Source organism: Paenalcaligenes suwonensis, assembly GCF_011290505.1.
Classification (GTDB): domain Bacteria; phylum Pseudomonadota; class Gammaproteobacteria; order Burkholderiales; family Burkholderiaceae_B; genus Paenalcaligenes; species Paenalcaligenes suwonensis.
This window is the reverse complement of the sequence record NZ_JAANPV010000009.1, coordinates 77194-100074: the sequence shown is the minus strand read 5'-3', so window position 1 is coordinate 100074 and position 22881 is coordinate 77194. Positions and strand designations below refer to the sequence as shown.

Sequence of the window (22881 nt, the reverse complement as noted above, 5' to 3'; positions counted from 1 at the left end):
GCATGTATTAATGAAAGAAGTATGACACCACAGCATTCACTCCCCTGCACTACCGCTGCACACGCCTCGCAACGCGGCTTCTCACTGATAGAAATCATGGTGGTTATTGTCATCATGGGCATCATGGCAGCGCTCGTTGTTCCTAACTTATTAAGCCGGCCCGATCAGGCGCGTGTTGTCGCTGCCAAACAAGATATTGCCGGTATCATGCAGGCGCTAAAACTGTACCGTTTAGATAACGGCTTTTACCCCAGCACACAGCAAGGTTTACAGGCTTTACAGCAAAAACCGGCCTCACCACCTGTACCGCAAAACTGGCAACGTTACTTAGACAAAGTGCCTACAGACCCTTGGGGCAATGCATACCAATATTTGAATCCCGGCGTGGACAATGATGTAGATGTGTTCTCTTTTGGCGCAGATGGCCAGCGCGGTGGGGAAGAGATGAATGCTGACATCGGCTCTTGGCAATAAACAGCCTCGTCTACAGCACGGCTTTTCATTACTGGAAGTCATTATTGTGTTGTTCATCATTGGTATAAGCACCAGTGTAGGCATACGCTACCTGCCCGCCACCGAACAAAACAGCTTAAGCCACGATGCCAAGCGGTTAACGCAACGGTTACAGGCTGCACAGCGCTATGCCATTCAGCACCGACAACCCTTGCGTTGGCAACTACAGGAAGGGGGCTATGGCTTTGAACCCCTTACAGCTGCCCCTTTTAATGCCCGTTTCCCCAGTAGTCTTGCCCATACCGCATGGCAAAGCACGGCGGCGGTTAACGTACGTACTCAACCAACTAGCCCACTGCTTATACACCCCGCCTGGCTGTATGAACCCTTGCTCATCACCCTAGATAATGGCGTAGACAGCCTTATCATACGTCGTGACCTGCATGGTGTATTCGAGCTGATCACACCATGAAAGCCATCACCCCACAACATGGCTACACCTTAGTAGAGGTGCTAGTAGCGTTGGCCATCATCAGCATTGCCCTGACCGCCGTACTACAGGCCTTACAGCTCACTACGCGCAGCACACAGTCTATTAAGATGCGAAATTTAGCGCTGCATAGTGCGAGCAACACGTTGGCCGAACTACGCCTACAACGCCAGTTTCCGTCGCCGGGGACCCAGCAATACGCCTGCCCCCAAGGGATGTATGCCTTTAACTGCGAAGTCACCAGTGCCAAAACCGAGCACAGCAAATTCCGGCAAGTAACGGTTCGCGTCACCTTGCCGGATCATCAGCAAAACTTTGCGTATTTGCATGGCATTTTAATGCAGCCATGAACATGACCGTTTCTGCCCAACGCGGTTTCACATTACTTGAAGTCTTGGTCACGCTACTCATTATGAGCTTGCTAAGCCTGCTGTCTTGGCGCGCCTTGGACTACATTCAACGCACCCAAACGCAGCTACACGACACACAACTTAGGCATCAATCCATACACGCCGTTTTGCAGCAACTAGAACAAGACATTCTGCTGCAAAACACCACACCACTATTTAACGACGACCTGACATCGTTTCCACTGCATCCCGATGGGTTAAGTGCACCACAAAGCGCCTTACTCTGGTTGCAAAACCCTCGCAGTACCTTGCTGGCCATACGCCAACCTGCCACTCTGCCTACCCCCGGCAACGTGTGGCTGCAATGGCGTTTGGAGGGACAGACCTTATACCGCGACCTAGGTGCCCCCTTTGTACAACTTCCCGGCCCGTTGCCCGCCACCCAACACGCAGTACTTCAAGATGTACAACGTTTTAGCGCAAGAGCCTGGATTCCAGCACGTGGCTGGGTACCCTTGCCGCTAACACAAAGTACGCGTGCCCCTACAGGGTTAGAGCTCACTATTGAACGCACCGAACGTAATCAAACCGTGCGTTACACCAAGGTGGTGCCGCTATCATGATTCACTTTACGCGCCAACGCGGGCTTGCAGTGATTAATGCTCTGGTGATTGTGTTTGCCACCAGTGCCATTGCTGCCGCCTTAATCAGTAGACAAGCGCAAAACAGCGAACAATCCATTATCGAAAACGATGTCACCCAAGCCACATGGCTGTTACGGGGGGCGATGGACTGGAGCCGCCAACTACTGTTAGACGATAACCGCCACAGTGCCATTACCACGCGCAATGGCTTATGGGCACAACGCTTAGATCGCATGCCCATCGAAGATGAACGCACCACCGCGTACTTTTCAGGCTTTCTTACGGACGAACAAGCTAAGTTCAACCTACTACGTTTACAGCGTGAGGGGGAAACCAAGGCAGAGGAAATCACCAGACTGGAAAAACTACTGGTCAGTATTCAGCTCCCTAAAACCCTCGCAACCTCGCTGGCACAACAACTGGCCCAAGCGTACCAAGGTATGCAACACCCAGCTACGCAAGTCAACGCACGACGGCCATCAGAGCTGGTGGGCGCAAAAACTCTGGACGCCGCACAGCGCGAACGTTTAGACCGCTACACCACCCTGCTGCCCCCCACCACCTTGCTCAATATCAACATGGCCTCCCCCGAGGTGCTGCACAGCTACATAGACGGATTGAGTCTGGCTGATGCCTCCCGTTTAACCACGCAAAGGGATCAAGGGCGTTGGTTCAACCAAGTATCCGACCTCACCTTACAACTGCCCGCTACGGTGGACACCCCTGCCCGCACCTTAGGCGTCAAGAGCCACTGGTTTAGTGCACAGGGCTTAATCACCATTTCCGGTACCCAGCAATCGCTGCAAGCCCTGCTGGAACGCAAAGGCTCGCAAGTCATGACTCGCTGGATTCAGTATTAATATGCGCACCCATTTACAGATTCTTTTACCCGAACTAGAACAGCTATCGCTGGACTCGGATGTCGCGTTTAGCGTTGTGCACAAACGTGATCAGGTCACACGCCAAGGCCATGCCACGCTACGGCAATTGGCACAGCAATTTCCCACGCTGCCTTTTTTGCTGATGGTACACCCGCTGGATACGGTACACACCACCATCACCTTGCCGCCTTTAAAGAAGGCCCAACACGCCATGGCTGTGCAAAGTCGCTTGCAGCAAATGCTGCTAGCCCCCCTATCGCAGCATCTATTTTGTTATGAAGCCAAAGCAGACCATCAGTTTGATGTGGTGTGGACAGAGCGCGCACCGCTACAAAACCTACTACAGCACCTCAACTTACTGTCGGTACACCGCATCATGCTGCAGCCGGCCAGCCTAAGCCCTACGCTACCGCGCGCACCACACTGCTATGCACTACATAAAACACTGGATTTCAGCACCCAGCTGCAACACAGTACGCCTTGGGAAAAGCGACTCACTCGCCCACTGCTAGGAGCCTTGGCTGCCCTCTTCATCTTGGTTATTAGCCTGTATAGCTATACCCAGCAGCAAGGTAACGAACTACAGCATCTCCAAAGCGTGGCACAACAAGCCGTGAGTGATAGGTGGCCGCACTTACCCGTGATCGTTGCCCCATTAAAACAAGCGCAACAGGCGTTAAACAATCAAGCACTCCCTACCACCGCCGCATCGTCTGTATCGCTACAAAGTATGTTGCAAGGCTCTGCTGAATGGCTACGTTCCCTTGCCCCTTCTCTGCAAAGCCTAACGTGGAAAGAGCAAACCCTCAGCCTACTGCTACACCCTGACAGCAACACGCAATCGCTAGAAGGAGTATTAGAAAACACGCGATCCCAGTTGCAGGCGCAAGGTTTGCAATGGCACTACCAACCACAACAAAACCCTCTTTTGCTGCAACTACAGCCCATCACGCCATGAAAGCCACATCATCACTTGCGCTGTTACGTCAACAACTACATCAGCGCCTACGCCCGTTACTGCACAGTGTGCACATGCAATGGCAACGCCAAACGCCACGGGAACGGTTGCGCGCACGTATTTTGCTCTGGTGCTTACCGTTTTTAGTGCTGGGGTATATGGCTTTTCAGCAATGGCAGCTCTTGCAACAACAACACCAACAACTGCGTGTGGCACGACACGAATTCACACAACTACAAGAACTACTGGGACAACCCGCCCCCAGCACGTCTGTGACCGTGCAGTACACCCAAGAAGAGCTACACAATGCCTTGCAAAATAGTTTGCAAACATTCTCTACCCAACAAGCCGTGCTCTCAGCAATGCCTAATCAACCGACTACCTGGCAGCTACGCCTACAGCAAGCTCCTGCCTCTGACACCCTAGTTTGGCTACTGCACACTCCTGCTGCCTTGAACCTCAGCATCGTGGCTACCGAGCTATCACGCGCCCGCGTAGAAGGCCGTGAGCAAGCAGGTGTGCTAAGTGGAATCATCACATTGCAGTACAACGCCCCTACTTCCGAGGGAGTGTCACAATCATGACACGAATTCTTCTTATTCTTATGGCTGCCCTCACGTTTGCAGGCGGCTTCTTAGTGGCTGCACCCGCATCCTGGCTACAGGTTTTTATGCCAGCCTTTCTGCAGCTTAATGTCAGTGAAGGCACACTATGGAAAGGAAGTTCACAACTTATCGTGACTACTCAACACCCTCAGGCACTGCCCTCTCGTATTCAATGGCAGTGGAACTGGACCCCTTGGCCGCAACTGCAAATCACTAGCAATGATTTAGCACAGCCTGTGCTACTTAGCCTACGTGGTACCCGACTTAGCCTTAGCCAATCCCGTTTGCAACTACCGGCAAGCCTACTGAGTAGCGCCCACCCCTTGCTAGCATCGTTGCAACCGCAAGGTAGTCTCAGCATCTCGTGGCCTACTTTTTACGTAGGCGCCAGCACCCCGGTGGACCTTAACGTGCGCTGGCAAGATGCCTCTGTGGCTGTGGCATCGCTACGCCCACTGGGTAGCTACGCATTAGATCTGCAACTGGCAGATAGCACCACGTTGCAACTACGTACCGAACAAGGGCCGCTACAGCTTAGCGGCCAAGGCTCTTTTGGCCCTAAGCTCCCCTTCTCGTTTAAGGGAGAAGCCTCTAGCAGCCCTGAATACACCGCTGCCCTACAACCTTTATTGCACCTGCTAGGCCCCGTTCAAAACGGACGGGCCAGCTTTAGCCTACAGGCTGCACCTTGATTCTCTGTCGTGAATTTTGTTATGCGTATTAAACGTTTATTTCCTCTGGCAGCACTTAGCAGTGTAGTGATACTTCAAGGCTGTACCACGGTTTCTGACCCTGATAACCGCCCTCCATCCAGTCCACTTACGATACAAACATCGCGTACCGTATCGCCAGAGTCACAAGCAGCACCGGCGGTTACCCGTACCGTAGGGGATAGCTCCAGACGCCCCGTGCGCCCCGCGTCCAACTGGCAAAACACCCCCGAAGCACCACGCTTGGCAGCACCTCAACCCATAGGTGAGCACAACCCCGGCGACACCCTCACCCTTAATTTCGTTGAAGCCGATTTGGCTCAGGTGGTACGCACGCTTGCGCGCTTCACAGGACGAAATTTTATTATTGACCCTCGCGTACAAGGCCAACTCACCTTGGTTTCTGAGGTGCCTGTTAGCCCACAGCAAGCCTACGGCATGCTGCTAGGCGCACTGCGTATGCAGGGCTTTGCCGTGGTGCATAGCGAAGGCAGCAGCAAAGTTGTGCCTGAATCCGATGCCAAAGTACATGCCAGTGCCGTAAGCTATTCAGCAGCCGAACTGGCAAACTTAAGCGGCGAGATTGTCACTCAGGTGTTTAACCTAAATTACGAAAAAGCTGCTGACTTGGTGCCCGTACTTCGCCCTATGGTGTCACCCAGCAATCCTATTACCGCCTACCCGAATAACAATAGCTTGGTGATTACCGATTACGCCGACAACATCGCTCGTGTGGCTGATGTGATAGCACGTATTGATACCTCACACAGCTTAAATACCGAGCTCATCACCATCGAACATGGGGTTGCACTAGACGTTGCCGCGCTGGCTAACCAGTTGTTAAATGATGCCAATAGCGAGCCCTACGCACGTACACAAATCGTGGCTGACCCACGCACTAACTCCATTATTATTCGGGCTGGCAGCACCTCTAGATTAGAGATGGCCAAAGACCTCATCTACAAAATTGATTCGCCCAATGCGAGGCCTAACAATCTGCATGTGGTGTATTTAAAAAACGCCCAAGCTACGCATTTAGCGCAAGTGCTAAAGGGAGCATTAGAAGGCTTAAATCCACAAAGCCAGCCTACTGCTACACCCGGCATGGGAGCGCCCGCTGCCACTAACACAGCCGCCGCAAGCAACAACACGCCTCCCATGGCGGTTAACGCCGACACCACCACTAGCCTTATGGCAGGTCTACCCCAAGCCGCAACCTTACAACCTGTGAGCATTACGGCTGGGGGGGCCACCATTCAAGCTGACCCCTCTACCAACACCTTAATTATCTCTGCACCGCCGCCGCTGTACCGCAGCATACGCGAGGTTATAGACTTACTGGATCAACGTCGCGCACAAGTGCTGGTAGAAAGCTTAATCGTAGAGGTGAATGCCGAAGATGCCGCTGAGTTTGGTATTCAGTGGATGGCCGGCGGTAGCCACTTAGCCGACGGCGGCAGCGGCTTTGTAGGTGGCACCAACTTGGGCGGTAGCGGCGTAGGCACCAACATTACCGGTGCAACCACCATTGATGCATTAGGCCAAGGCTTAAGCTTGGGGTTGGTGAAGGGCACAGTCAACATACTAGGCCAAGAAATTGTGAACCTGGGTGTACTGGCTCGTGCTCTGGAAAAAAATGGGGCTGCAAACATTTTATCCACACCCAACCTACTCACTATGGATAACGAAGAAGCCAGCATTATTGTGGGCCAAACCGTTCCCTTTGTGACCGGGCAATACACCACCTCGGGCGATGGTGCGAGCAACCCCTTCCAAACCATTGAGCGCGAAGACATAGGTTTAACCTTACGCATACGTCCGCAAATCTCTGAAGGCGGCACCGTAAAACTGACCCTATACCAAGAAGTCAGTAGCCTAGACCCTAACGTCACCATGAGCTCGGCCACCTTGGTCACCCGCAAGCGCGCCCTACAAACCAACGTGTTGGTAGACGATGGTCAAGTGATTGTATTAGGTGGCCTGTTAGAAGACAGCACTCATGACTCTACTTCTGCAGTGCCTATTTTGGGCAGCCTGCCGGTAGTGGGCAGCTTGTTTCGTTACGAAACCCGCAAACGCACCAAAACCAACTTGATGATTTTCTTACGCCCACACATTGTGCGTGACCAACAAGACAGCCAACGTCTGACCCTAGATAGGTATAACTACATGCGTTCGGCACAGCAAGGCATGCCCTACAACGATCTGTGGTTCAGTGATATCGCCAAGCCCACCCCGCTGCCTGATCTGATGCCTTTGCAGCAACAGGTAGATATGCGTGGAGTACGCTAATGTTGCTGCCCTATAGCTGGTCTAAAAGCCAACGCCTCATCTTGCGCGAAGAACAGCAGCAATTGCAGGCGCTGCACTGCACTGACACGCCCGATTGGGCATTAGCCGAAGTACGTAGGCGCTATAGGCATGCGGAATTCAAGCTGGTGCCTGCTATAGAGATTGAGCAGTGGCTAAACAGCAGTTATGGGCAGCAAGACAATGCGGCAGCCGTGATGGATGCCGCCAGCAACGAAATAGATCTGGACTCCCTCATGCATGAAATGCCTGAGGTAGAAGACTTGCTGGAATCCAGTGATGATGCGCCCATCATCCGCATGATTAATGCCTTACTGACTCAAGCGGCTAACCAAGGCGCAAGCGATATACACATTGAGCCCTTTGAAAATCAGTCTGTGGTTCGCTACCGCATTGATGGCAGCTTACGCGATATTGTGCAGCCTAGACGTGCGCTGCACAACGCACTGATCTCGCGTATTAAGATCATGGCTAAGCTGGATATTGCTGAAAAGCGTCTGCCTCAGGATGGTCGTATTTCGTTGCGTGTTGGGGGGCGAGCCATTGATGTACGGGTGTCCACCTTACCTACCGGCCACGGCGAACGTGCGGTGCTACGTTTACTAGACAAGTCTGCTGGGCGATTAGAGCTTTCAGCGCTAGGCTTAGCATCTACCCATTATCAGCAATTAACCTCGCTGATACGCCGCCCGCACGGTATTGTGCTGGTCACAGGCCCTACAGGTAGCGGTAAAACCACCACCTTATATGCCGCCATTGGCTGCCTAGATGCACAAACCACCAACATCTTAACGGTGGAAGACCCCATAGAATATGACCTCGCCGGTGTGTCGCAAACACAGGTTAACTCACGTATTGATTTGCACTTCTCTACCGCACTGCGTGCAATTCTGCGCCAAGACCCAGACGTCATCATGATTGGGGAAATACGCGACCTAGAAACCGCCCAAATTGCCGTGCAGGCCTCGCTAACAGGTCACTTAGTCTTAGCAACACTGCACACCAACGATGCAGTATCGGCCGTCACCCGCTTAATAGACATGGGCATAGAACCCTTTTTACTCGCCAGCACCTTGCAAGGCGCACTAGCCCAACGCTTGATTCGCAAGCTGTGTGACCACTGTAAAATACCGCTGGAATCGGGCCGTGCACAACGACACCCTTCTGGCTGCGAACATTGCGGTTTTACCGGCTACAAAGGGCGTACTGGCATACATGAGCTTTTCGTCGTAGACGACACCTTACGCAGTTTAATTAGCCAAAACGCCGACACGCAAACCTTACGACACACCGCCCAAAAACTGGGTATGCACGATCTGTACGATGATGGAGTACGTTGGCTAGACAGTGGGCAAACGTCAGAAGAAGAACTGCAACGCGTCACCCGTGAAAACTAAGCACCATGACCTATTTTCACTATCAAGCCCTGGATGGCACTGGCAAAACCGTACACGACTTTATAGAAGCCGAATCTGCTGAGCAAGCACAATCACTGCTTGCCCAACAGGGTTTACTGGTGCTGAAACTACGCGCCAAATCTCGTACACGCAGTCACTCTACACGGGCACTCAAACTGGGCGATAGAGAACTAAGCTGGATGACACGCCAGTTAGCGAGCCTACTGGATGCACAACTGCCCTTAGAGGCCGCTCTTAGTGCAGTCATAGAACAAAGTGACAACGCCGCCACCCAACACGTGCTGCGTCACATACGCCAAGAAATACGCTCCGGCCAACGGCTAGGCCAAGCGCTGGGGCAATTTCCGCAGATATTCCCAGATATTTATCGAGCCTTGGTAGACGCCGGAGAACACTCAGGCCAGTTAGATGTGGTGCTTACTAAGCTCGCCGATTACATAGAAAAACGCCATCAACTACGCAACAAGCTCACCAATGCCCTGATCTACCCCATCATCGTGAGCATCGTCTCGGTGTTGATTGTGATTTTCATGTTGAGCTACGTAGTACCACAGGTGGTGAACGCCTTTGTACAAACCCAAAATAGTTTGCCGCCCTTAACCGTTGCCATGATCTGGTTAAGCGACTTTACCCGTGAGTGGGGAGTAGTATGCCTAATCGTATTTTCTTTGTTGGTCGTAGCGTGGCGATTAGCCTTACGCGCCCCCGCCCTACGTTTAGCGTGGGATGCCAAACTGCTTAAAGCCCCACTATTAGGACGTTACTTGCAAGGTGTGGACATTGCCCGCTTCGCGTCTACGCTGGCGATTTTGCACAGTAGTGGCGTGCCGTTATTAGCCGCCTTACAAGCAGCCGAACGCACCATCAGCAACACACACTTAAAAAACGCCATCGCACAAAGCACGCTAGCCGTACAAGAAGGCTCTGGTTTGGCGGCAGCCTTACGACAGCATCAAGGCTTTCCGCCATTGCTTATACATTTAGTACAAAGCGGGGAGCGCACCGGCCAGTTATCGCTGATGCTAGAACGTGCCGCCAATACGTTATCCACAGAGCTAGAACAGCGTGCCACCACCAGCACCGCTATCTTGGAACCGCTGATGATTCTATTCATGGGCGGCTTTGTGATGCTCATTGTGTTAGCGGTGATGTTGCCGATTATTGAGTTGAATCAGTTGATTCAGTAGTCAGGATGAGGGGAAAAGCCCGCTTACTCACGACTATCTGCCGTAGCCTAAGGCTGCGAAAGTATTTTTTTATTTGAGACACCAAATAAAAAAATACTTCCATCCGCCTTTCCTTCGTCGCTTACAACGGTTTTTGCTTTGGTAGTTTCTGCTAGGCACTTCTACTTCTGTTGTAGACGAGCACTATTGTGGCTCGCTTTGGCCGATAGAGAATTAATACACAGCATCAGCGAACATCAGCACTACTACCTTTCTTGACTAAAACGCTACTGAAGAAAGGGCTGTAAACCTAGCAATTGCGATACATCGGAGGAGGCGGAGGAAAACTTTTTTGATTTGGTATCTCAAATCATAAAAAGTTGTTCCGCAGTCCCTCGGCGCGTGCGATGAATACAACCATCACTTTGCACCAACACTAAGCGTAGACACCCACCACTCGGTAATCCACATCACAAAAAAACGCCCATGAAAACCTCATGGGCGTCTACCAACCAAACGAAAAACAGCCGGTTAGAAATCCTGCAATGCCAAGGCCGGATCACTCACACCATGCTTACCCGTTTCTACACGACCTGCAAAACGGCGCACATAGCTTTGGTCGCTATCAACGTGCACAGTAAAGTCGTACCAGTGACCACTTTGCTTCAGCTCCCATGCCAGCTTCTGCTTCTCACCTGGGCCCACCTTAACTGCCCATGGGCCATCTTCGCGGTAGAAGTTCGCTTGCACCGTGAAGGTACATGCCTCTTTACCACCGTTCATCAGCTCTACAAAAGCATCACCGTTAGTCACGTCGTAACACACGCGGATTTCAGGTTCTGCCTGTGTGAAGGTTAGGCTGCTGACATTACCTTTGAACTGACGGTGGTAACCGTTAGGACCCAACACCCACAAGTCATAGCGACCTACGTTGTCTTTGACCACATCCCACGTGTCTTCCAGCGTTTTACCGGGTTCCACCATGTAGCGACGAGGCAAACGATCTAAGTTCAACTTGTCGTACACATGAAATACCGCAGAACGCTTACCTGTATTGCTGAACATCAGCATCACACCAGACTTAGCATCACAACGCGCGCTGGTGTGCAAGTGGTAATCCAACGCACGTGATGGACGCACGCCCACTTCTTGCGTAGGTAGTTTGGTCACCGAAGGACGTGGCACTTGATCCAATGCCTGCTGTGCCGCACGGATAGAATCTGCCTCGCCTTTGGTGTAACGACCATTCAAGAACGGCAACGGTTCGTCGTTGGGGGATTTAAAGTTAAATGCCGAGGTCAGGTCCCCACACACAGCACGACGGTACGGGCTGATGTTAGGCTCCATCACGCCAAAACGCGCTTCCATGAATTTAATCACCGAGGTGTGATCAAACACTTCAGAGTTCACCCAACCACCACGACTCCACGGTGAAATCACGTACATAGGAACGCGAATACCTGGGCCATACACTTTTTTGTCCGGTGCTGGCTGACCGCCTGCGCTCACCGGTTTTTGGTGTGTGTAGTACTCGTAACTCACGTCTTTCTCAGGCAATGTTGTTTTACCAGCAAACGAGCCATCTGGGTTGTAGGAGGGTGCCGATGGTGAAGGTACGTGGTCAAAATAACCATCGTTTTCATCAAAGTTCACCAACAATACCGTTTTGCTCCACACCTCGGGGTTAGCGGTCAGTGCATCCAACACTTCTTGGGTATACCAACCACCTTGTACTGGGCTGGATGGGCCTGGGTGTTCAGAATACGTCGCCGGTGCCACGATCCACGAAATCTGCGGCAACTCGTTATTCAACACATCATCACGCAACTGCTGCAACATACCGCCATCAGGCATGGTGTTCGCAATCCCTTTATACAAGGGCGCAAGCTTGTCATCATCAGGGTGGTACGCGGGATTAGAGCTCCCCCCTACCGGCTTACCGGAGTCTTCGTTGGCTTTACGGTATTGTCTGAACCCTGCCAGTGGATTATCGGTAAAGTTATCAGGCATATTCTGATAAACCTTCCAGCTAATACCAGCCTCTTCCAAACGCTCTGGGTAGGTTTTCCACTCAAAGCCTACGCTTGATGGACCAATACTATCCAAGGTGTTATTCACTACCGCTTCGTTAGAGGCAGTAGGACCATTGGTACCTGTCCACATAAACAAGCGGTTGGAGTTGGTGCCTGTGTGCATAGAGCAATGGTAGGCATCACAAATGGTGAACGCATTGGCCATCGCAAACTGAAATGGCAATTCAGTTTCGCGGTAAAAGCCCATGGAATGTGCTTGTTTGTGTCTGGCCCACTCTGTCATACGACCATGGTCCCATGCCAACTGCCCATCCACCCACGTATGCGGCGTGCCGTTGACACGCTGCGCATTACCTTTGCTGCTGTCTAGGTGGTAAGGCGTAATTTCCTTACCACTGCTATCGTGCTGTTCCCATACAGAACGGCCATTAGGAGCTGGAATCGTAAATCTATCACCAAAACCACGCACCCCTTTCATGGTGCCAAAGTAGTGGTCAAAAGAACGGTTTTCCTGCATCAACACAACAATGTGTTCCACATCCTTAATCGTACCAGTACGTGAATTTGCAGGAATAGCCAAGGCTTTACGAATACTGGGTGGGAAAGTCGCCAACACACTGGCCGCTACACTGCTACCAGCCACACCACGTATAAAATTTCTTCTAGATACACTCATGACGTTTTATCTTGTTTTGCAATTAAGGGGCACAATGAATCACAGCGACGGGTGGCGGTGGTGGCGGTGGCGGTTCTGTTGATGAGTCGTTATCGTCACCACCACACGCTGCCAAACCCACACTGAGCGCCACCACACCAAATAGGCGAGCTATATAGCGCCCCCATACAGCGGGGCGAGAGAAACTGGTTGTTCTGTGCATAACTGATCCTTAAGGGAGCAAGGAGGAAATAGGGCGACGCGAGGCATAAATGTTTTTCACCTCATCCAACGTCAAGACACGGTTCCACACGGCTAAGTCGGTGTAGCTCTTCAAGCCGGTGAAGTTGTAGTTTTTGGAGTACTGACCAGTAGCATCATCACCAAAGCCCATGATGCCGGTACCCGTACCGCCAATCGCTTTGACACGAGCATCGGCCATCGCTTTTTGACTGTTTTGCTGACCCGCACTAGGGTCCATTAAGTAGGCGTACAACTGCTTGTTTTTCTTATCCACAGCCACGGCAACATAGGCCCACTCGTTAGGGGTCACGCTAAAGTTTTGTAGCTCATCCCTACCGCCGCCACCGCCAGTGTTAAAGCGCAATTCGCAGTTATTGGTAGAACCAAACATACCAATGGCCAAGCCAGGGTTGTTACCGCTGTCGTAGTCTTTATTCGCCAAAACAGACGAACCACCACCAATACATACCCCGTTGGTTTTGAACCAGAAACCAATAGTGAAAGCCTGAACCGAAGGGTCTACAGTCACGTTGGTATTAGCCATATTGAGTTTGTAGCCGGAGTAGTCGCCCTGCTTGTAAGCCCCCAAATCCATCGTCAACGCACTGTTGGCTCTAGGAGTCTCGGAGGTTTTGTAGGGTAGATCGGCGGCTTTAGTCACCCATGTCGCACCGGGGTTAGTGCTATTCCAAGGCTGCAGGGTAGAAACTTGCTTAGCGTCTTCTGCTTTAGCATTCAGGAATGGGTAATACATCACCATGCCATTTAATACGCTGGCATTTAGGTCTGGAGCGGGTTGCACCACGGTATGTACCGATGCCGCACCACCTTGAGTACGCACTTCGTAGCGCAGTGGCAATAACGTGCCTTCTGCACCGTTAGGAATAGTGGTGTCTACATAACGACGTGTGCTCGCATCCACAGTCGCCAGCAACTGACCTTCGCGGTAGATTTCTACTGGGGCGGCAAACTGTGCATCACTGTAGAGCTTCCACTCTAACGACAGGTTGTACGAGTTTTGGTCGTAATCAAAAACCAGCCTATCTATCTGCACGGGGTTGCGCAGATCATTACCGTTAAATACATAGGTACCTACGGGTAAGGACACCCCCATGCCTGTTAGCAACGTTGGAGCCACATCCACAATGGAGGCGTAATCCAACGGGCCACGCGCAGCATCATTTTGTGCGGTAACAATATCGCTAAGCGCAATATTGCTCAGCATCCAACCGGTTTTATTCAACTCGAACTGTGCGCCCGACACAGTGCCGAATTTATCCATACCGTAACTATTCACCAGCACGATTTGCCACGATTCGTCACTGGCTAAGGCTTCTCGTTCATCAATCAATGACAGCAAGCTGGTGAAATCTTTCAGAACGGTTTGCACCTGATTCTGATACTGCGTCGACCCAAGCCCATACTGATCCGACTGTTTCAGCAAGCCTGAATATTGCGCCAAAATAAAATCAGCGCCTTTCACCACGGCTTCCTGACTTTGTTTGGTCACACAAACATCGTTATTGGCACAGTCAGGCAGTATGCTTACTTCGCCCTCATCCACATTCGCTTGCAACGCTTTAGCGTAATCAGGGGTGCTCACCACTAAGGCTGTTTGTGCCTCTGGCGCATTCGTTTTGACCCAATCAAATACGGTCTGTGCTTTTAACGCTTCACCGGTCTCGGGCAGAGCAGTACCCAAACCATGCTCTACAGACCACGTACCGGTCAGCAATGATGCCCAGCTAGGCAATGCCTTTGTTTGTTGTTCTGATGAGGTGCCTGCATAACCACCACTGCGCAATGGCAGTACGCTACCTAAGGTCTGCACTTTTGGATGTGCTGCCAAAGCCGCTTGCAACGGCTCCATGGTCAAGCCATCTACGTGTACCACTAATGTTTTTTTACCGCCTAACGAGCCAAACTTGTGCTCTGGTGGTTTAACGGTGGATGAGTCGTCATCATCACCGCCACCACAAGCACTTAATAATGCTGTCAACAGCACCGTTACGGTAACTGCTCCTGCGCGCCAGCCATGTTTCTTACGAAGAGGAACCAATGTCATGATAGAGCTTCTTTAAAATCGCTACAGAGCACAGTCAAGCCCACCTCTCTTTTCTGCACTCATAGCCAGTGATAGCGTTGCACACACGTACAACTGGAAACATGTGCCAGTATCGCGGGGTGAGGTGATAGGGGAATGACAGCAACCGTGTTTTTCTTGATGCATGCATTAGAAAATTTAAGGTGCCGTCAGTGCTAAGGAGGCGACAAAAGCCTGTATGACAGCGGTGTCTTCGCGTTCTTTCAGGTAATACACATACTCGTGTACTGGCAAAGACACTTCTAGTAAGGGGATAGTGCGTAACTCAGCAAAGGGGGGGATTTCGCGCTGAGGTAATAGGCTGCATCCCATGTTGTGACGCAACCCCCAATGTATGGCTTCACGGCTGCCCACCTCGATGGGCGAGGCTAGCTTCACCCCATGCTTTTGCAAACTGTCCAATACGATCTGCCGTGTCATGGACCCTTGCTCACGCACTAGAAAGTCAGTCTTTACCAGGTCGCTTAACGACACAGCAGACTTTTTCGCTAAGGGATGGCGAGTGTGGCACACAAAGAAAAGAGCGTCTTGTGCCAGCACCTTACACGTCATGGCGTCGTCTTGAATTAATAACGACGACGTGCCTATTTCTAGTTCGTAGTTGCGTACCGCATTCAGAATGTCTACGGAGTTTTTCTGCAGATAGCAAACCTCTACAGCTGGATACTGTGCCTGAAACTCATGCACTTTTTCCATAATGTAGTACGGGCCTGTTGCCCCTACCCGCAAGCAGCCGCCCTGCATTTTCTTATAGTCACGCAACATAAATTCGACTTGCGTGGCCTGCTGCTGTAGCAACAGCAAATGCGGCAGTATCTGCTGCCCTTCTTTGCTGATGGCCAGCCCTTTACCTTGGCGATAAAACAGTTCAATGCCGTAGCGCTGTTCAATCTGTCGTATGTAGTTAGTAATGGTGGGCTGGCTAAGCGCTAACCGTTGGGCAGCATACGTAATGCTGCCATGCTGAGCAACCAGCAAAAATGCTTGAAATGGCAGGGAAATCATTGTTGGCACTACGAAACAGAAACCTAAGGCTCAGCGCAACACTCGCTACGCTGATACCGTTACTGCATCATAAAAGGCCAAGATGACAGAATTTAGATGGTGGCGGCCCAACAGTCTTCACATTACAACGCCAAACGACTGCATATATAGATTTTCATAAAATTGAAATATTAGATACCGTCAAAAATACCGTCACATGAAAATAAACTTTGAAAATCGCACGAAAACACACACTTAAATACTTACTATTACTAACCCATGGAGACTAGAGACAAGCCTATTTCTCGTGCTCTTGTAACTCCAAAGCTGGTAGGCTGTTTACTATCTTCATGGTTTCAAGACTGACAGTAATCACCCGTAGCAACAACTCAAGCGGGTAGCGTGGGTTGCCCATCGTTTCAGTTGCCCAGTCGTTAGCATCATTCACAATACCGCTGGCCTTATCTTCTCGTACCCCCTGACGTTCTACTACCCAGTCAATTGCGGGTTTACCGTTCACAACATAGTCATACGCCTCTAAAGGAATGTTGCGTACAGTGATGCTGCTGTTGTAGTGGATAACGCTTTTATCTTTGCCTTTACCGTAACGCATCTTCTCTACCCTGTAGTTGGCATCATCAGTAGCGCCATCAACAGTAGCAGGGTACATGGCCGCGGTTTCATAGTTTAGGTGTAAGTCTGCTAAGTCCCTACCAGCCTGCACAAACAACCAGAAATCACGAGCCTCTTTAACAGGCGGGATACGTGGCAGCTCTTTAGCTAGGTTGTCAGCATAGCGAGCACGGTAGTCAGGTGAGTGCAGCAACCCATAGGTGTAATAGAACACATCCTCTTTGCTGAGGCTTTCAGTAGGGTAGGCCGTTTGGAAATACCCTAGCCCCTCATCTGTTAGTGCATAGCGACGCTGTCCCTCATGATTAGAGCTGCCGTCAGTCTGGCCATCATTGCCTAGCAAGCTCTGCTGCTGTGTGGCTGTGGTGGCACGTTCTTGCTCGTCGTATAGGTACAAAGGGAAGCATTGGGCATCCCCATTCAAATGCAGGTCAGGTAATACATTGCTTATTAGAACAGGGACACCGACTCCGTTATAGCGAGCGTTATATGAAATAACCAAATTTTCAGCCTCCGCATAGGGGAAAATGCGAGGGATTTGGTAAATCATGTCATTTAACTTACGGTCGAAATAAACATGTTGCCTATTAAAAGGTCGGTATATAGCGGTACATACTGAGCTTGCATGGAAACTCAATATATCTCCCCTTGCCAGCTCCTGTTTTAACGAGCGGTTCCAACTGATTTTTGTTGGATCATTATCAATAAAAGCATCTATAGCAACTTCTCTGCTTCTCCTATCCTGCCCTTGGTGAGCAAAGTTAAACCGTTCTAACTCCGAGTTATAGTTAGCGATTAGTCTTTTTACATTAGAGCTTATAGTCTCTAAGCTTGAGTTATATACCCAAGCGTCTCTCCCAGTAGCAATACCCCTAGAGTAGCTTTCAAACACTGTAACCGCACTCTTATCCTTCTTATCCCCCAAGGATATATATTGCTCAAAGCTGTCATCACGCTGGTTCAACCAGTCACCGTATGGGTCAGGAGTGATTTTTACCCAGCCTTTTGATTGGGTAATCCTATCTATACTCGCGTATTCAGAAACTATCTTTAGCTTTTCCTCACGGCTTAAGTAGTCACCAATGTCATGGAAGTGGATTTGTCCGTGCTCTTTTGCTTCTGGGTTTTTCACAAGAATAGAGATTGCAATAGGCGCTCTGCTGCCACCACCAAATATTTTGCCCCCCTCCTTACGAGACAGTTCACCTGATGTGCGTTGATTTCCTCGTAAATGAAACACATAGATATTGCTGAACTCATCAGCTAAGCATTTACGCAGCCCATCTGCTGTGTTGGCCTCTAAGAAGCCGCCGTTTGTCACAAACCCAATCACCCCTTGGTTGCCTATACGGTCACTTGCCCAGCGTATGGCACGAATGTAGCTGTCATACAGTGCGTTCTTATTAGTGGCTACTGACTGATCTGCATAGGTACTACGAATACGTTCATCTAGGTAGGGGTAGGCAACGTTAGCATTGTTGTCATTGGCACTGGTCTGCCCAGCAGAATACGGCGGGTTGCCTACAATAACGCGTATATCCAGCTTCTTCTGACGTTCACGGCGCTGGCTGTTGTCTACGAGTAGCTTACTAATTAAGTCCTCGCTTTCTTGCATCTGGAACGTGTCAGTTAAGCAAATCCCCTCAAAGGGGATATAGTCGCCCCCAGCCATGCTGTGATAGACCGCCTCTATGTTGATGGTGGCAATGTAATAGGCTAGCAATACAATCTCATTGGCGTGTATCTCATGGCGGTATTTGTGAGGTAGTTGCTCTGGTGTTATCAAACCGCTTTGCAGTAGGCGAGTAATGAAGGTACCCGTACCCGTGAAAGGGTCTAGGATATGTACTCCCTCACTACCGAGCGTCTGCCCAAACTCTGCTTTCAGGACATCATTGACACTGTGCAGGATAAAATCCACGACCTCTACTGGCGTATACACGATACCTAAGCGGTCGGTCATTCTTGGAAAAGCAGACCTAAAGAATTTATCGTATAGTTCAACAATAATGCGCTGCTTGCCTATGGCGCTGTCTATCCCCTCTGCTCGTAGTTTCACGCTGTCGTAGAATCGCTGTAGCGTATCTGCTTCTTTGTCTAGGTGGTGCTCATGCAAAGCGTCTAGCACTTGCTGCATGGCTTTAGACATTGGGTTGTTTTGGGCAAAACTATAACCCTCAAACAGAGCCTCAAACACAGGCTGTGTAATCAGGTGCTGTGCCAGCATCTCCACAATTTCAGCATCACTGACGCTGTTGTTGATGTCGTCACGTAGCTCTGCTGCGAACGCTTCAAATGCTGCGCGCTCTTTTGTATTCTCAGGGGCTTCAATAATCGCCGTGATGCGATCAATGTGTGTATTGGCAATCTTGGCAATGTCTTTTGCCCAGTCTTCCCAGTGATGACGGTTGCCTACCTTGTCTACCAGCTTGGCATAAATAGCGCGTTCTATTTCGCCTATCTCAAACTCTAGCGTGTTTTGGAATTGCTCTGGTACATGGGCTGCCTCACCAATGCTATGACTACTTTTTGCCTGTGCTTTGTTTTTTTGCTTGGTGGTACTTGGCTGCTTACGTGCTTGTATTTTGTCAGTGATAGCTATCACTTCCATTTTGCTTGTGTCTTGGCCAATCAGGTCTAGTTTATTGACCATGGCATCAAAGCGGTCATCGTGTGAACGCAGTGCCTGCAACACTTGCCAGACCACTTTATAGGTCTGGTTATCGTTTAACGCCTCGTGTGGCTCCATGCCGGCGGGAATTACCACGGGCAATACTACATACCCCAGTTTCTTGTTTGGGGCATTACGCATTACGCGCCCCACAGACTGCACTACATCTACTTGTGAGTTGCGGGGAGTTAAGAACAGTACGGCATCCAACGCGGGAACGTCTACACCCTCAGATAGACAGCGTACATTACTTAAAATACGGCAGGTGTTCTCTGGGGTTTCCGCTTTTAACCAGTCTAGCTTTTCTTCTTTTTGACTGGCGTTCATGCTGCCATCTACGTGCTCGGCTTCACAATTCAGTGTAATGGCCAGCTCACCATTTTCTGCGGCCTCAGCTTCTTGGTAGGCTTCTACAACGTCTTGGAACATCTCAGCAATGTTCATAGACGCTACTTGGTGTCGCTTAGCTTTCTTATTCGGTGCAATGACCTGACAAAACGCTACAGCTCGTTTCATGGGGGCAGCATCGTAGTGTAGGTCAGTATTGATGCCTTGTTTTGACAGTGCTTTCCAACACCCGACGATTTTTGCAGCATCGTCTACTTTTAAGGAGTTATCCCCACCACCTAGTAAGGCTTGCAGCCGGCGGTTAACGTGTGATTCTTCTACTGCCAACACAATGACTTTGTAGTCAACTAGCAGGCCACGTTTTACAGCTTCTGAAAAAGTGATAACAAACAGCTCTTTACCGTAGTGCTGTTCATTATCCATTGAGTACAACGCTACATTGTCTTGCTCAGCAGTGGCCTTAGCCACATCAGCATAAATACGCGGTGTAGCGGTCATGTAGAGGCGTTTACTAGCACGTATGAAGTCAGGGTTATGGACCCGCACAAAAGCGCTTTCTTCTTCGTCCTCGTAGCTTGCGCCGGTTGTACGGTGAGCCTCATCACAAACGATTAGGTCAAAGTCTGCCAAGTTAAAGTCATGCTGTGCACGGTGAATGACATCAATGGAATGATAGGTACTAAACACCACACTCATGTGCTCGTCATCGTGTCGTCTAGCAATCTCATCTGCTAATCGGTCTGCTTGTGTGGTGGCAGGGTAGCGCAGCTCATGGGTGAACGTTTGCACACGGTCATCATCGGCACTACGCTTTTTCCCAACGTCCGAATCTGAACACACGGCAAAGCTGTGCAGCGGTATGGCGCTTTCTTGCGTCCACTCCGTTAAGGTTTGTGACAACAGTGAAAGGCTTGGCACCAGAAACAATACCCGCCCCCCAGCACCTGCTAAAGCCTCTGCTATTTTCAAGCTGGTAAAGGTTTTACCAGTACCGCAGGCCATAATCAATTTGCCACGCTCGGCATGAGCAAGCCCTGCTACTACACGCTCTAAGGCGTTTTGCTGGTGGGGGCGTAATTGCTTTTTAGGTAGCAGCACGGGTTGCTGCTTAGGCTGGTAAAGTGACCAATCTATTTGGCTGCTCTCTAAGTCGTGTAGCCCTATCTTACTAACGGGTGGTTGCTGGTCGCGTAATGCTTCCTCGGCATGCTCGCTCCAATTGTTGGTTGTGCTCACAATGACACGGTGCGTAAACGGGCGTTTCCCCGAAGCCGTGAAAAAGCTATCAATATCCCGTTTTTGTATTTTGTAGCCCGCATCATAGAACTTGCATTGAATGGCGTGTAGCTCGTCAGTGCCACGCGTTTTAGCCACTAAGTCTATCCCAGCATCACGCTGGTCTATGCCTTGCAGTGCTGCCCACTGTGCATATGTCCACACATCACTGTATAGCTCTTTGTATGTTGCCTCATTGCGTAGGTAGGCAATTACTAGTTCTTCAAAATACGTGCCTTTCTCGCGTTCGGAAACGGCAGCATGTCGGTAGGTATCTAGTAGGGTGGTTAGTGTGTTCATAAGCAAGGCAGCAGCAAATAAAGATGCAAATCAATAATGATAGATGCTGGCTATGATACGACATAACCGTTACGCAACGCTTAGATAACGGGCCAATCAATTATGCCCATCAGCAAAGCTGTGCGGTAGATGTGAGGTTTTATCCAACCCTAAAAACTACCCGCACCCTATTTTGGCGCACCAAGGGAATGGAGATAGTCTTTTTTATGGCCTCCGAAAACCCACGGTAATGCTAACAAAAGCTAACATACACTACTACGAAGCAGCATCAATGTCCGCTAATCAAATAGCAGTCATGCTTTACCTTTTTGGTCCCCATTACAGTAAACGGTGCAACTTTTTGCAAAAAACCGTTTGCACTATACATCCCTATTTGCTGCTTTCTAACCCCTAATAAATCCCCCATAAATGGGGGAGTAGATGGCTATATATATAAAGTGACCGGAATACGGTCATATGAAAACGCTGTTTTGGGCCTGTATTTGACCGGATTCCGGTCACATGGAGCACTTCGTATAACCGTATTCCGGTCAAATGGAGGGCTTTATATGACCGTATTCCGGTCAGTTATTTTGTTTTCCTCTCCCACAGCAAAAACGCATCTTTTAGGAAGTCCACCGGCTTTAAGTCCATTTCTGGCGTGTAGTCCAATGGCCGCCATGTCAGGCCAAACCATGCCCCACGTCTAGGCATAAGAGGTAGGCGGGTCATTTGGATAAACCCCTTGTCCTGCAACTCCTGCCTAGCGCGTGTAAATACATCACCACTATTCCAACCGCGACTCTTTAGAACACCTAGAGTGACGTGCATCTGACCATTGTTGTTGCCGTTGTAGGTGCGTAGTATTTCCAGCAGCAGACGAGTAGCAGCACCCGACAAGCTAACAAATGCCGCGCAATCCATAACCTTGTGAGGCAAAGCACAAAAGCGCCCCCCGATGGGGTAATCCGAGCGTTTGCGTCGTGTCATTCATGCGGACCTCCTGCCTACTCTGGAGGCAACAATATCAAGCCACAAGCACAACTTAGCCATAGCATAAGGGGTAAGACTGTAATACCCTGCCTTAACCGATTCACCAAAGCGGTTCACCGTCTCCTGCATATCGCACTTTATAGGCAGACCTTTTTCACGTAGCCGGCGCACGATTTCAGGGCTATTAGCAGCCCCACATAATCGATCTAAATCCTTACGGCTTACTGGCTTGCCTTCTGCTTTGAGGAGCACATCCAGCGCCCGTAACTCATTGACGTTACGTGTGCCCTGAAATGGTTTTATGGTATGCTGGCCAACAGTGATATTTGCAGCGCTCTCATTGCTTCTCGTGATGGGGGCGTTTCTTTTTTGCGGATCCATTACACGCCCCCCTCAGCCCAACCCTGAGGGTTTTCTGCCCATTTTTCTAGGTCGCTTACCCGCCAAGCAATAGCGCGGCCACCTATTTTTACTGGCTTAGGGAATTGCCCTTTTTTCACCCACTCGTAAATAGTGGTTCTGGATACGCCCCCTGCTCGCTCTTGCACGGCAGGCATACGTTGAAAGGCTTTGGTAGACATTTCTGTATCTCCACGGTTATTAAAAAACAATGGAGATACTGTATTTTTAGTCAGTCTTTATGTGCAGTAAGTACCGCTCATCTAACAGTACTTACTG

19 protein-coding genes are annotated in these 22881 nt (G+C 50.3%); 11 read left to right on the top strand and 8 right to left on the bottom strand.

Annotated elements, in window-relative coordinates:
- The first annotated feature begins 21 nt into the window (after nucleotides 1-21).
- From gspG to gspF, 11 genes are read left to right on the top strand one after another with little or no spacing between them, the layout of a single operon-like run.
- On the top strand, nucleotides 22-474 hold the full coding sequence (gspG, locus tag GY634_RS13875) for a type II secretion system major pseudopilin GspG (RefSeq protein WP_166409332.1): 453 nt from the start codon (nucleotides 22-24) through the stop codon (nucleotides 472-474).
- The gene (locus GY634_RS13870; protein ID WP_166409331.1) at nucleotides 449-925 is read left to right on the top strand and encodes a prepilin-type N-terminal cleavage/methylation domain-containing protein; all 477 of its coding nucleotides are present in this window, start codon (nucleotides 449-451) and stop codon (nucleotides 923-925) included. The genes gspG and GY634_RS13870 overlap by 26 nt, the downstream gene beginning before the upstream one ends.
- Nucleotides 922-1293 (top strand): type II secretion system minor pseudopilin GspI, encoded by a 372-nt coding sequence (gspI, locus tag GY634_RS13865; RefSeq protein WP_166409330.1) that lies wholly within the window; start codon nucleotides 922-924, stop codon nucleotides 1291-1293. Before GY634_RS13870 ends, gspI begins: the two co-directional genes overlap by 4 nt.
- A gap of 2 nt (nucleotides 1294-1295) precedes the next feature.
- Nucleotides 1296-1916 (top strand): prepilin-type N-terminal cleavage/methylation domain-containing protein, encoded by a 621-nt coding sequence (locus GY634_RS13860; RefSeq protein WP_166409329.1) that lies wholly within the window; start codon nucleotides 1296-1298, stop codon nucleotides 1914-1916.
- Complete coding sequence (gene gspK, locus GY634_RS13855) at nucleotides 1913-2797, top strand: type II secretion system minor pseudopilin GspK (RefSeq protein ID WP_166409328.1); 885 nt, start codon at nucleotides 1913-1915, stop codon at nucleotides 2795-2797. Before GY634_RS13860 ends, gspK begins: the two co-directional genes overlap by 4 nt.
- A 1-nt stretch (nucleotide 2798) precedes the next feature.
- A complete protein-coding gene (locus GY634_RS13850) occupies nucleotides 2799-3776 on the top strand; it encodes a hypothetical protein (RefSeq protein ID WP_166409327.1) in 978 nt (325 codons plus the stop codon).
- Nucleotides 3773-4360, top strand: coding sequence for a type II secretion system protein M (locus GY634_RS13845; RefSeq protein ID WP_166409326.1), 588 nt, complete (start codon nucleotides 3773-3775; stop codon nucleotides 4358-4360). Before GY634_RS13850 ends, GY634_RS13845 begins: the two co-directional genes overlap by 4 nt.
- The gene (gene gspN / locus GY634_RS13840) at nucleotides 4357-5073 is read left to right on the top strand and encodes a type II secretion system protein N (protein ID WP_166409325.1); all 717 of its coding nucleotides are present in this window, start codon (nucleotides 4357-4359) and stop codon (nucleotides 5071-5073) included. Before GY634_RS13845 ends, gspN begins: the two co-directional genes overlap by 4 nt.
- A gap of 21 nt (nucleotides 5074-5094) precedes the next feature.
- Entirely contained in the window at nucleotides 5095-7383 is a 2289-nt protein-coding gene (gene gspD, locus GY634_RS13835; RefSeq protein ID WP_166409324.1) for a type II secretion system secretin GspD, read from the top strand.
- Nucleotides 7383-8798 (top strand): type II secretion system ATPase GspE, encoded by a 1416-nt coding sequence (gene gspE, locus GY634_RS13830; protein WP_166409323.1) that lies wholly within the window; start codon nucleotides 7383-7385, stop codon nucleotides 8796-8798. The genes gspD and gspE overlap by 1 nt, the downstream gene beginning before the upstream one ends.
- A 5-nt stretch (nucleotides 8799-8803) precedes the next feature.
- Complete coding sequence (gene gspF, locus GY634_RS13825) at nucleotides 8804-10006, top strand: type II secretion system inner membrane protein GspF (protein WP_166409322.1); 1203 nt, start codon at nucleotides 8804-8806, stop codon at nucleotides 10004-10006.
- A gap of 510 nt (nucleotides 10007-10516) precedes the next feature.
- On the opposite strand, the gene GY634_RS13820 is transcribed toward gspF, so the two are convergent.
- The 8 genes from GY634_RS13820 to GY634_RS13785 all read right to left on the bottom strand — a co-directional run bounded on the left by GY634_RS13820 (nucleotide 10517) and on the right by GY634_RS13785 (nucleotide 22784).
- Nucleotides 10517-12694 carry a phosphocholine-specific phospholipase C gene (locus GY634_RS13820; protein ID WP_166409321.1) on the bottom strand — a complete coding sequence of 726 codons (2178 nt, stop codon included), beginning with the start codon at nucleotides 12692-12694 and terminating at the stop codon, nucleotides 10517-10519.
- 22 nt (nucleotides 12695-12716) lie between these two features.
- Nucleotides 12717-12896 carry a hypothetical protein gene (locus GY634_RS13815; RefSeq protein ID WP_166409320.1) on the bottom strand — a complete coding sequence of 60 codons (180 nt, stop codon included), beginning with the start codon at nucleotides 12894-12896 and terminating at the stop codon, nucleotides 12717-12719.
- A 9-nt stretch (nucleotides 12897-12905) separates the two neighbouring features.
- Nucleotides 12906-14981 carry a LamG domain-containing protein gene (locus tag GY634_RS13810; RefSeq protein ID WP_166409319.1) on the bottom strand — a complete coding sequence of 692 codons (2076 nt, stop codon included), beginning with the start codon at nucleotides 14979-14981 and terminating at the stop codon, nucleotides 12906-12908.
- A 177-nt stretch (nucleotides 14982-15158) separates the two neighbouring features.
- Nucleotides 15159-16025 (bottom strand): LysR substrate-binding domain-containing protein, encoded by an 867-nt coding sequence (locus tag GY634_RS13805; protein WP_166409318.1) that lies wholly within the window; start codon nucleotides 16023-16025, stop codon nucleotides 15159-15161.
- A gap of 277 nt (nucleotides 16026-16302) precedes the next feature.
- Nucleotides 16303-21231 (bottom strand): DEAD/DEAH box helicase, encoded by a 4929-nt coding sequence (locus GY634_RS13800; RefSeq protein ID WP_166409317.1) that lies wholly within the window; start codon nucleotides 21229-21231, stop codon nucleotides 16303-16305.
- Between the two features lie 567 nt (nucleotides 21232-21798).
- The gene (locus GY634_RS13795) at nucleotides 21799-22200 is read right to left on the bottom strand and encodes a hypothetical protein (protein ID WP_166409316.1); all 402 of its coding nucleotides are present in this window, start codon (nucleotides 22198-22200) and stop codon (nucleotides 21799-21801) included.
- The gene (locus GY634_RS13790) at nucleotides 22201-22584 is read right to left on the bottom strand and encodes a hypothetical protein (RefSeq protein ID WP_166409315.1); all 384 of its coding nucleotides are present in this window, start codon (nucleotides 22582-22584) and stop codon (nucleotides 22201-22203) included.
- Nucleotides 22584-22784, bottom strand: coding sequence for a helix-turn-helix transcriptional regulator (locus GY634_RS13785; RefSeq protein ID WP_166409314.1), 201 nt, complete (start codon nucleotides 22782-22784; stop codon nucleotides 22584-22586). Before GY634_RS13785 ends, GY634_RS13790 begins: the two co-directional genes overlap by 1 nt.
- Between the last annotated feature and the right edge of the window lie 97 nt (nucleotides 22785-22881).

Coding starts and splice junctions, on each gene's coding strand:
- GY634_RS13870 (WP_166409331.1), top strand. CDS start 449: ATGCTGACATCGGCTCTTGGCAATAAACAGCCTCGTCTACAGCACGGC.
- GY634_RS13815 (WP_166409320.1), bottom strand. CDS start 12,896: ATGCACAGAACAACCAGTTTCTCTCGCCCCGCTGTATGGGGGCGCTAT.
- GY634_RS13820 (WP_166409321.1), bottom strand. CDS start 12,694: ATGAGTGTATCTAGAAGAAATTTTATACGTGGTGTGGCTGGTAGCAGT.
- gspK (WP_166409328.1), top strand. CDS start 1,913: ATGATTCACTTTACGCGCCAACGCGGGCTTGCAGTGATTAATGCTCTG.
- gspE (WP_166409323.1), top strand. CDS start 7,383: ATGTTGCTGCCCTATAGCTGGTCTAAAAGCCAACGCCTCATCTTGCGC.
- GY634_RS13790 (WP_166409315.1), bottom strand. CDS start 22,584: ATGGATCCGCAAAAAAGAAACGCCCCCATCACGAGAAGCAATGAGAGC.
- gspI (WP_166409330.1), top strand. CDS start 922: ATGAAAGCCATCACCCCACAACATGGCTACACCTTAGTAGAGGTGCTA.
- GY634_RS13795 (WP_166409316.1), bottom strand. CDS start 22,200: ATGACACGACGCAAACGCTCGGATTACCCCATCGGGGGGCGCTTTTGT.
- GY634_RS13805 (WP_166409318.1), bottom strand. CDS start 16,025: ATGATTTCCCTGCCATTTCAAGCATTTTTGCTGGTTGCTCAGCATGGC.
- gspF (WP_166409322.1), top strand. CDS start 8,804: ATGACCTATTTTCACTATCAAGCCCTGGATGGCACTGGCAAAACCGTA.
- gspN (WP_166409325.1), top strand. CDS start 4,357: ATGACACGAATTCTTCTTATTCTTATGGCTGCCCTCACGTTTGCAGGC.
- gspG (WP_166409332.1), top strand. CDS start 22: ATGACACCACAGCATTCACTCCCCTGCACTACCGCTGCACACGCCTCG.
- GY634_RS13860 (WP_166409329.1), top strand. CDS start 1,296: ATGACCGTTTCTGCCCAACGCGGTTTCACATTACTTGAAGTCTTGGTC.
- gspD (WP_166409324.1), top strand. CDS start 5,095: ATGCGTATTAAACGTTTATTTCCTCTGGCAGCACTTAGCAGTGTAGTG.
- GY634_RS13785 (WP_166409314.1), bottom strand. CDS start 22,784: ATGTCTACCAAAGCCTTTCAACGTATGCCTGCCGTGCAAGAGCGAGCA.
- GY634_RS13850 (WP_166409327.1), top strand. CDS start 2,799: ATGCGCACCCATTTACAGATTCTTTTACCCGAACTAGAACAGCTATCG.
- GY634_RS13845 (WP_166409326.1), top strand. CDS start 3,773: ATGAAAGCCACATCATCACTTGCGCTGTTACGTCAACAACTACATCAG.
- GY634_RS13810 (WP_166409319.1), bottom strand. CDS start 14,981: ATGACATTGGTTCCTCTTCGTAAGAAACATGGCTGGCGCGCAGGAGCA.
- GY634_RS13800 (WP_166409317.1), bottom strand. CDS start 21,231: ATGAACACACTAACCACCCTACTAGATACCTACCGACATGCTGCCGTT.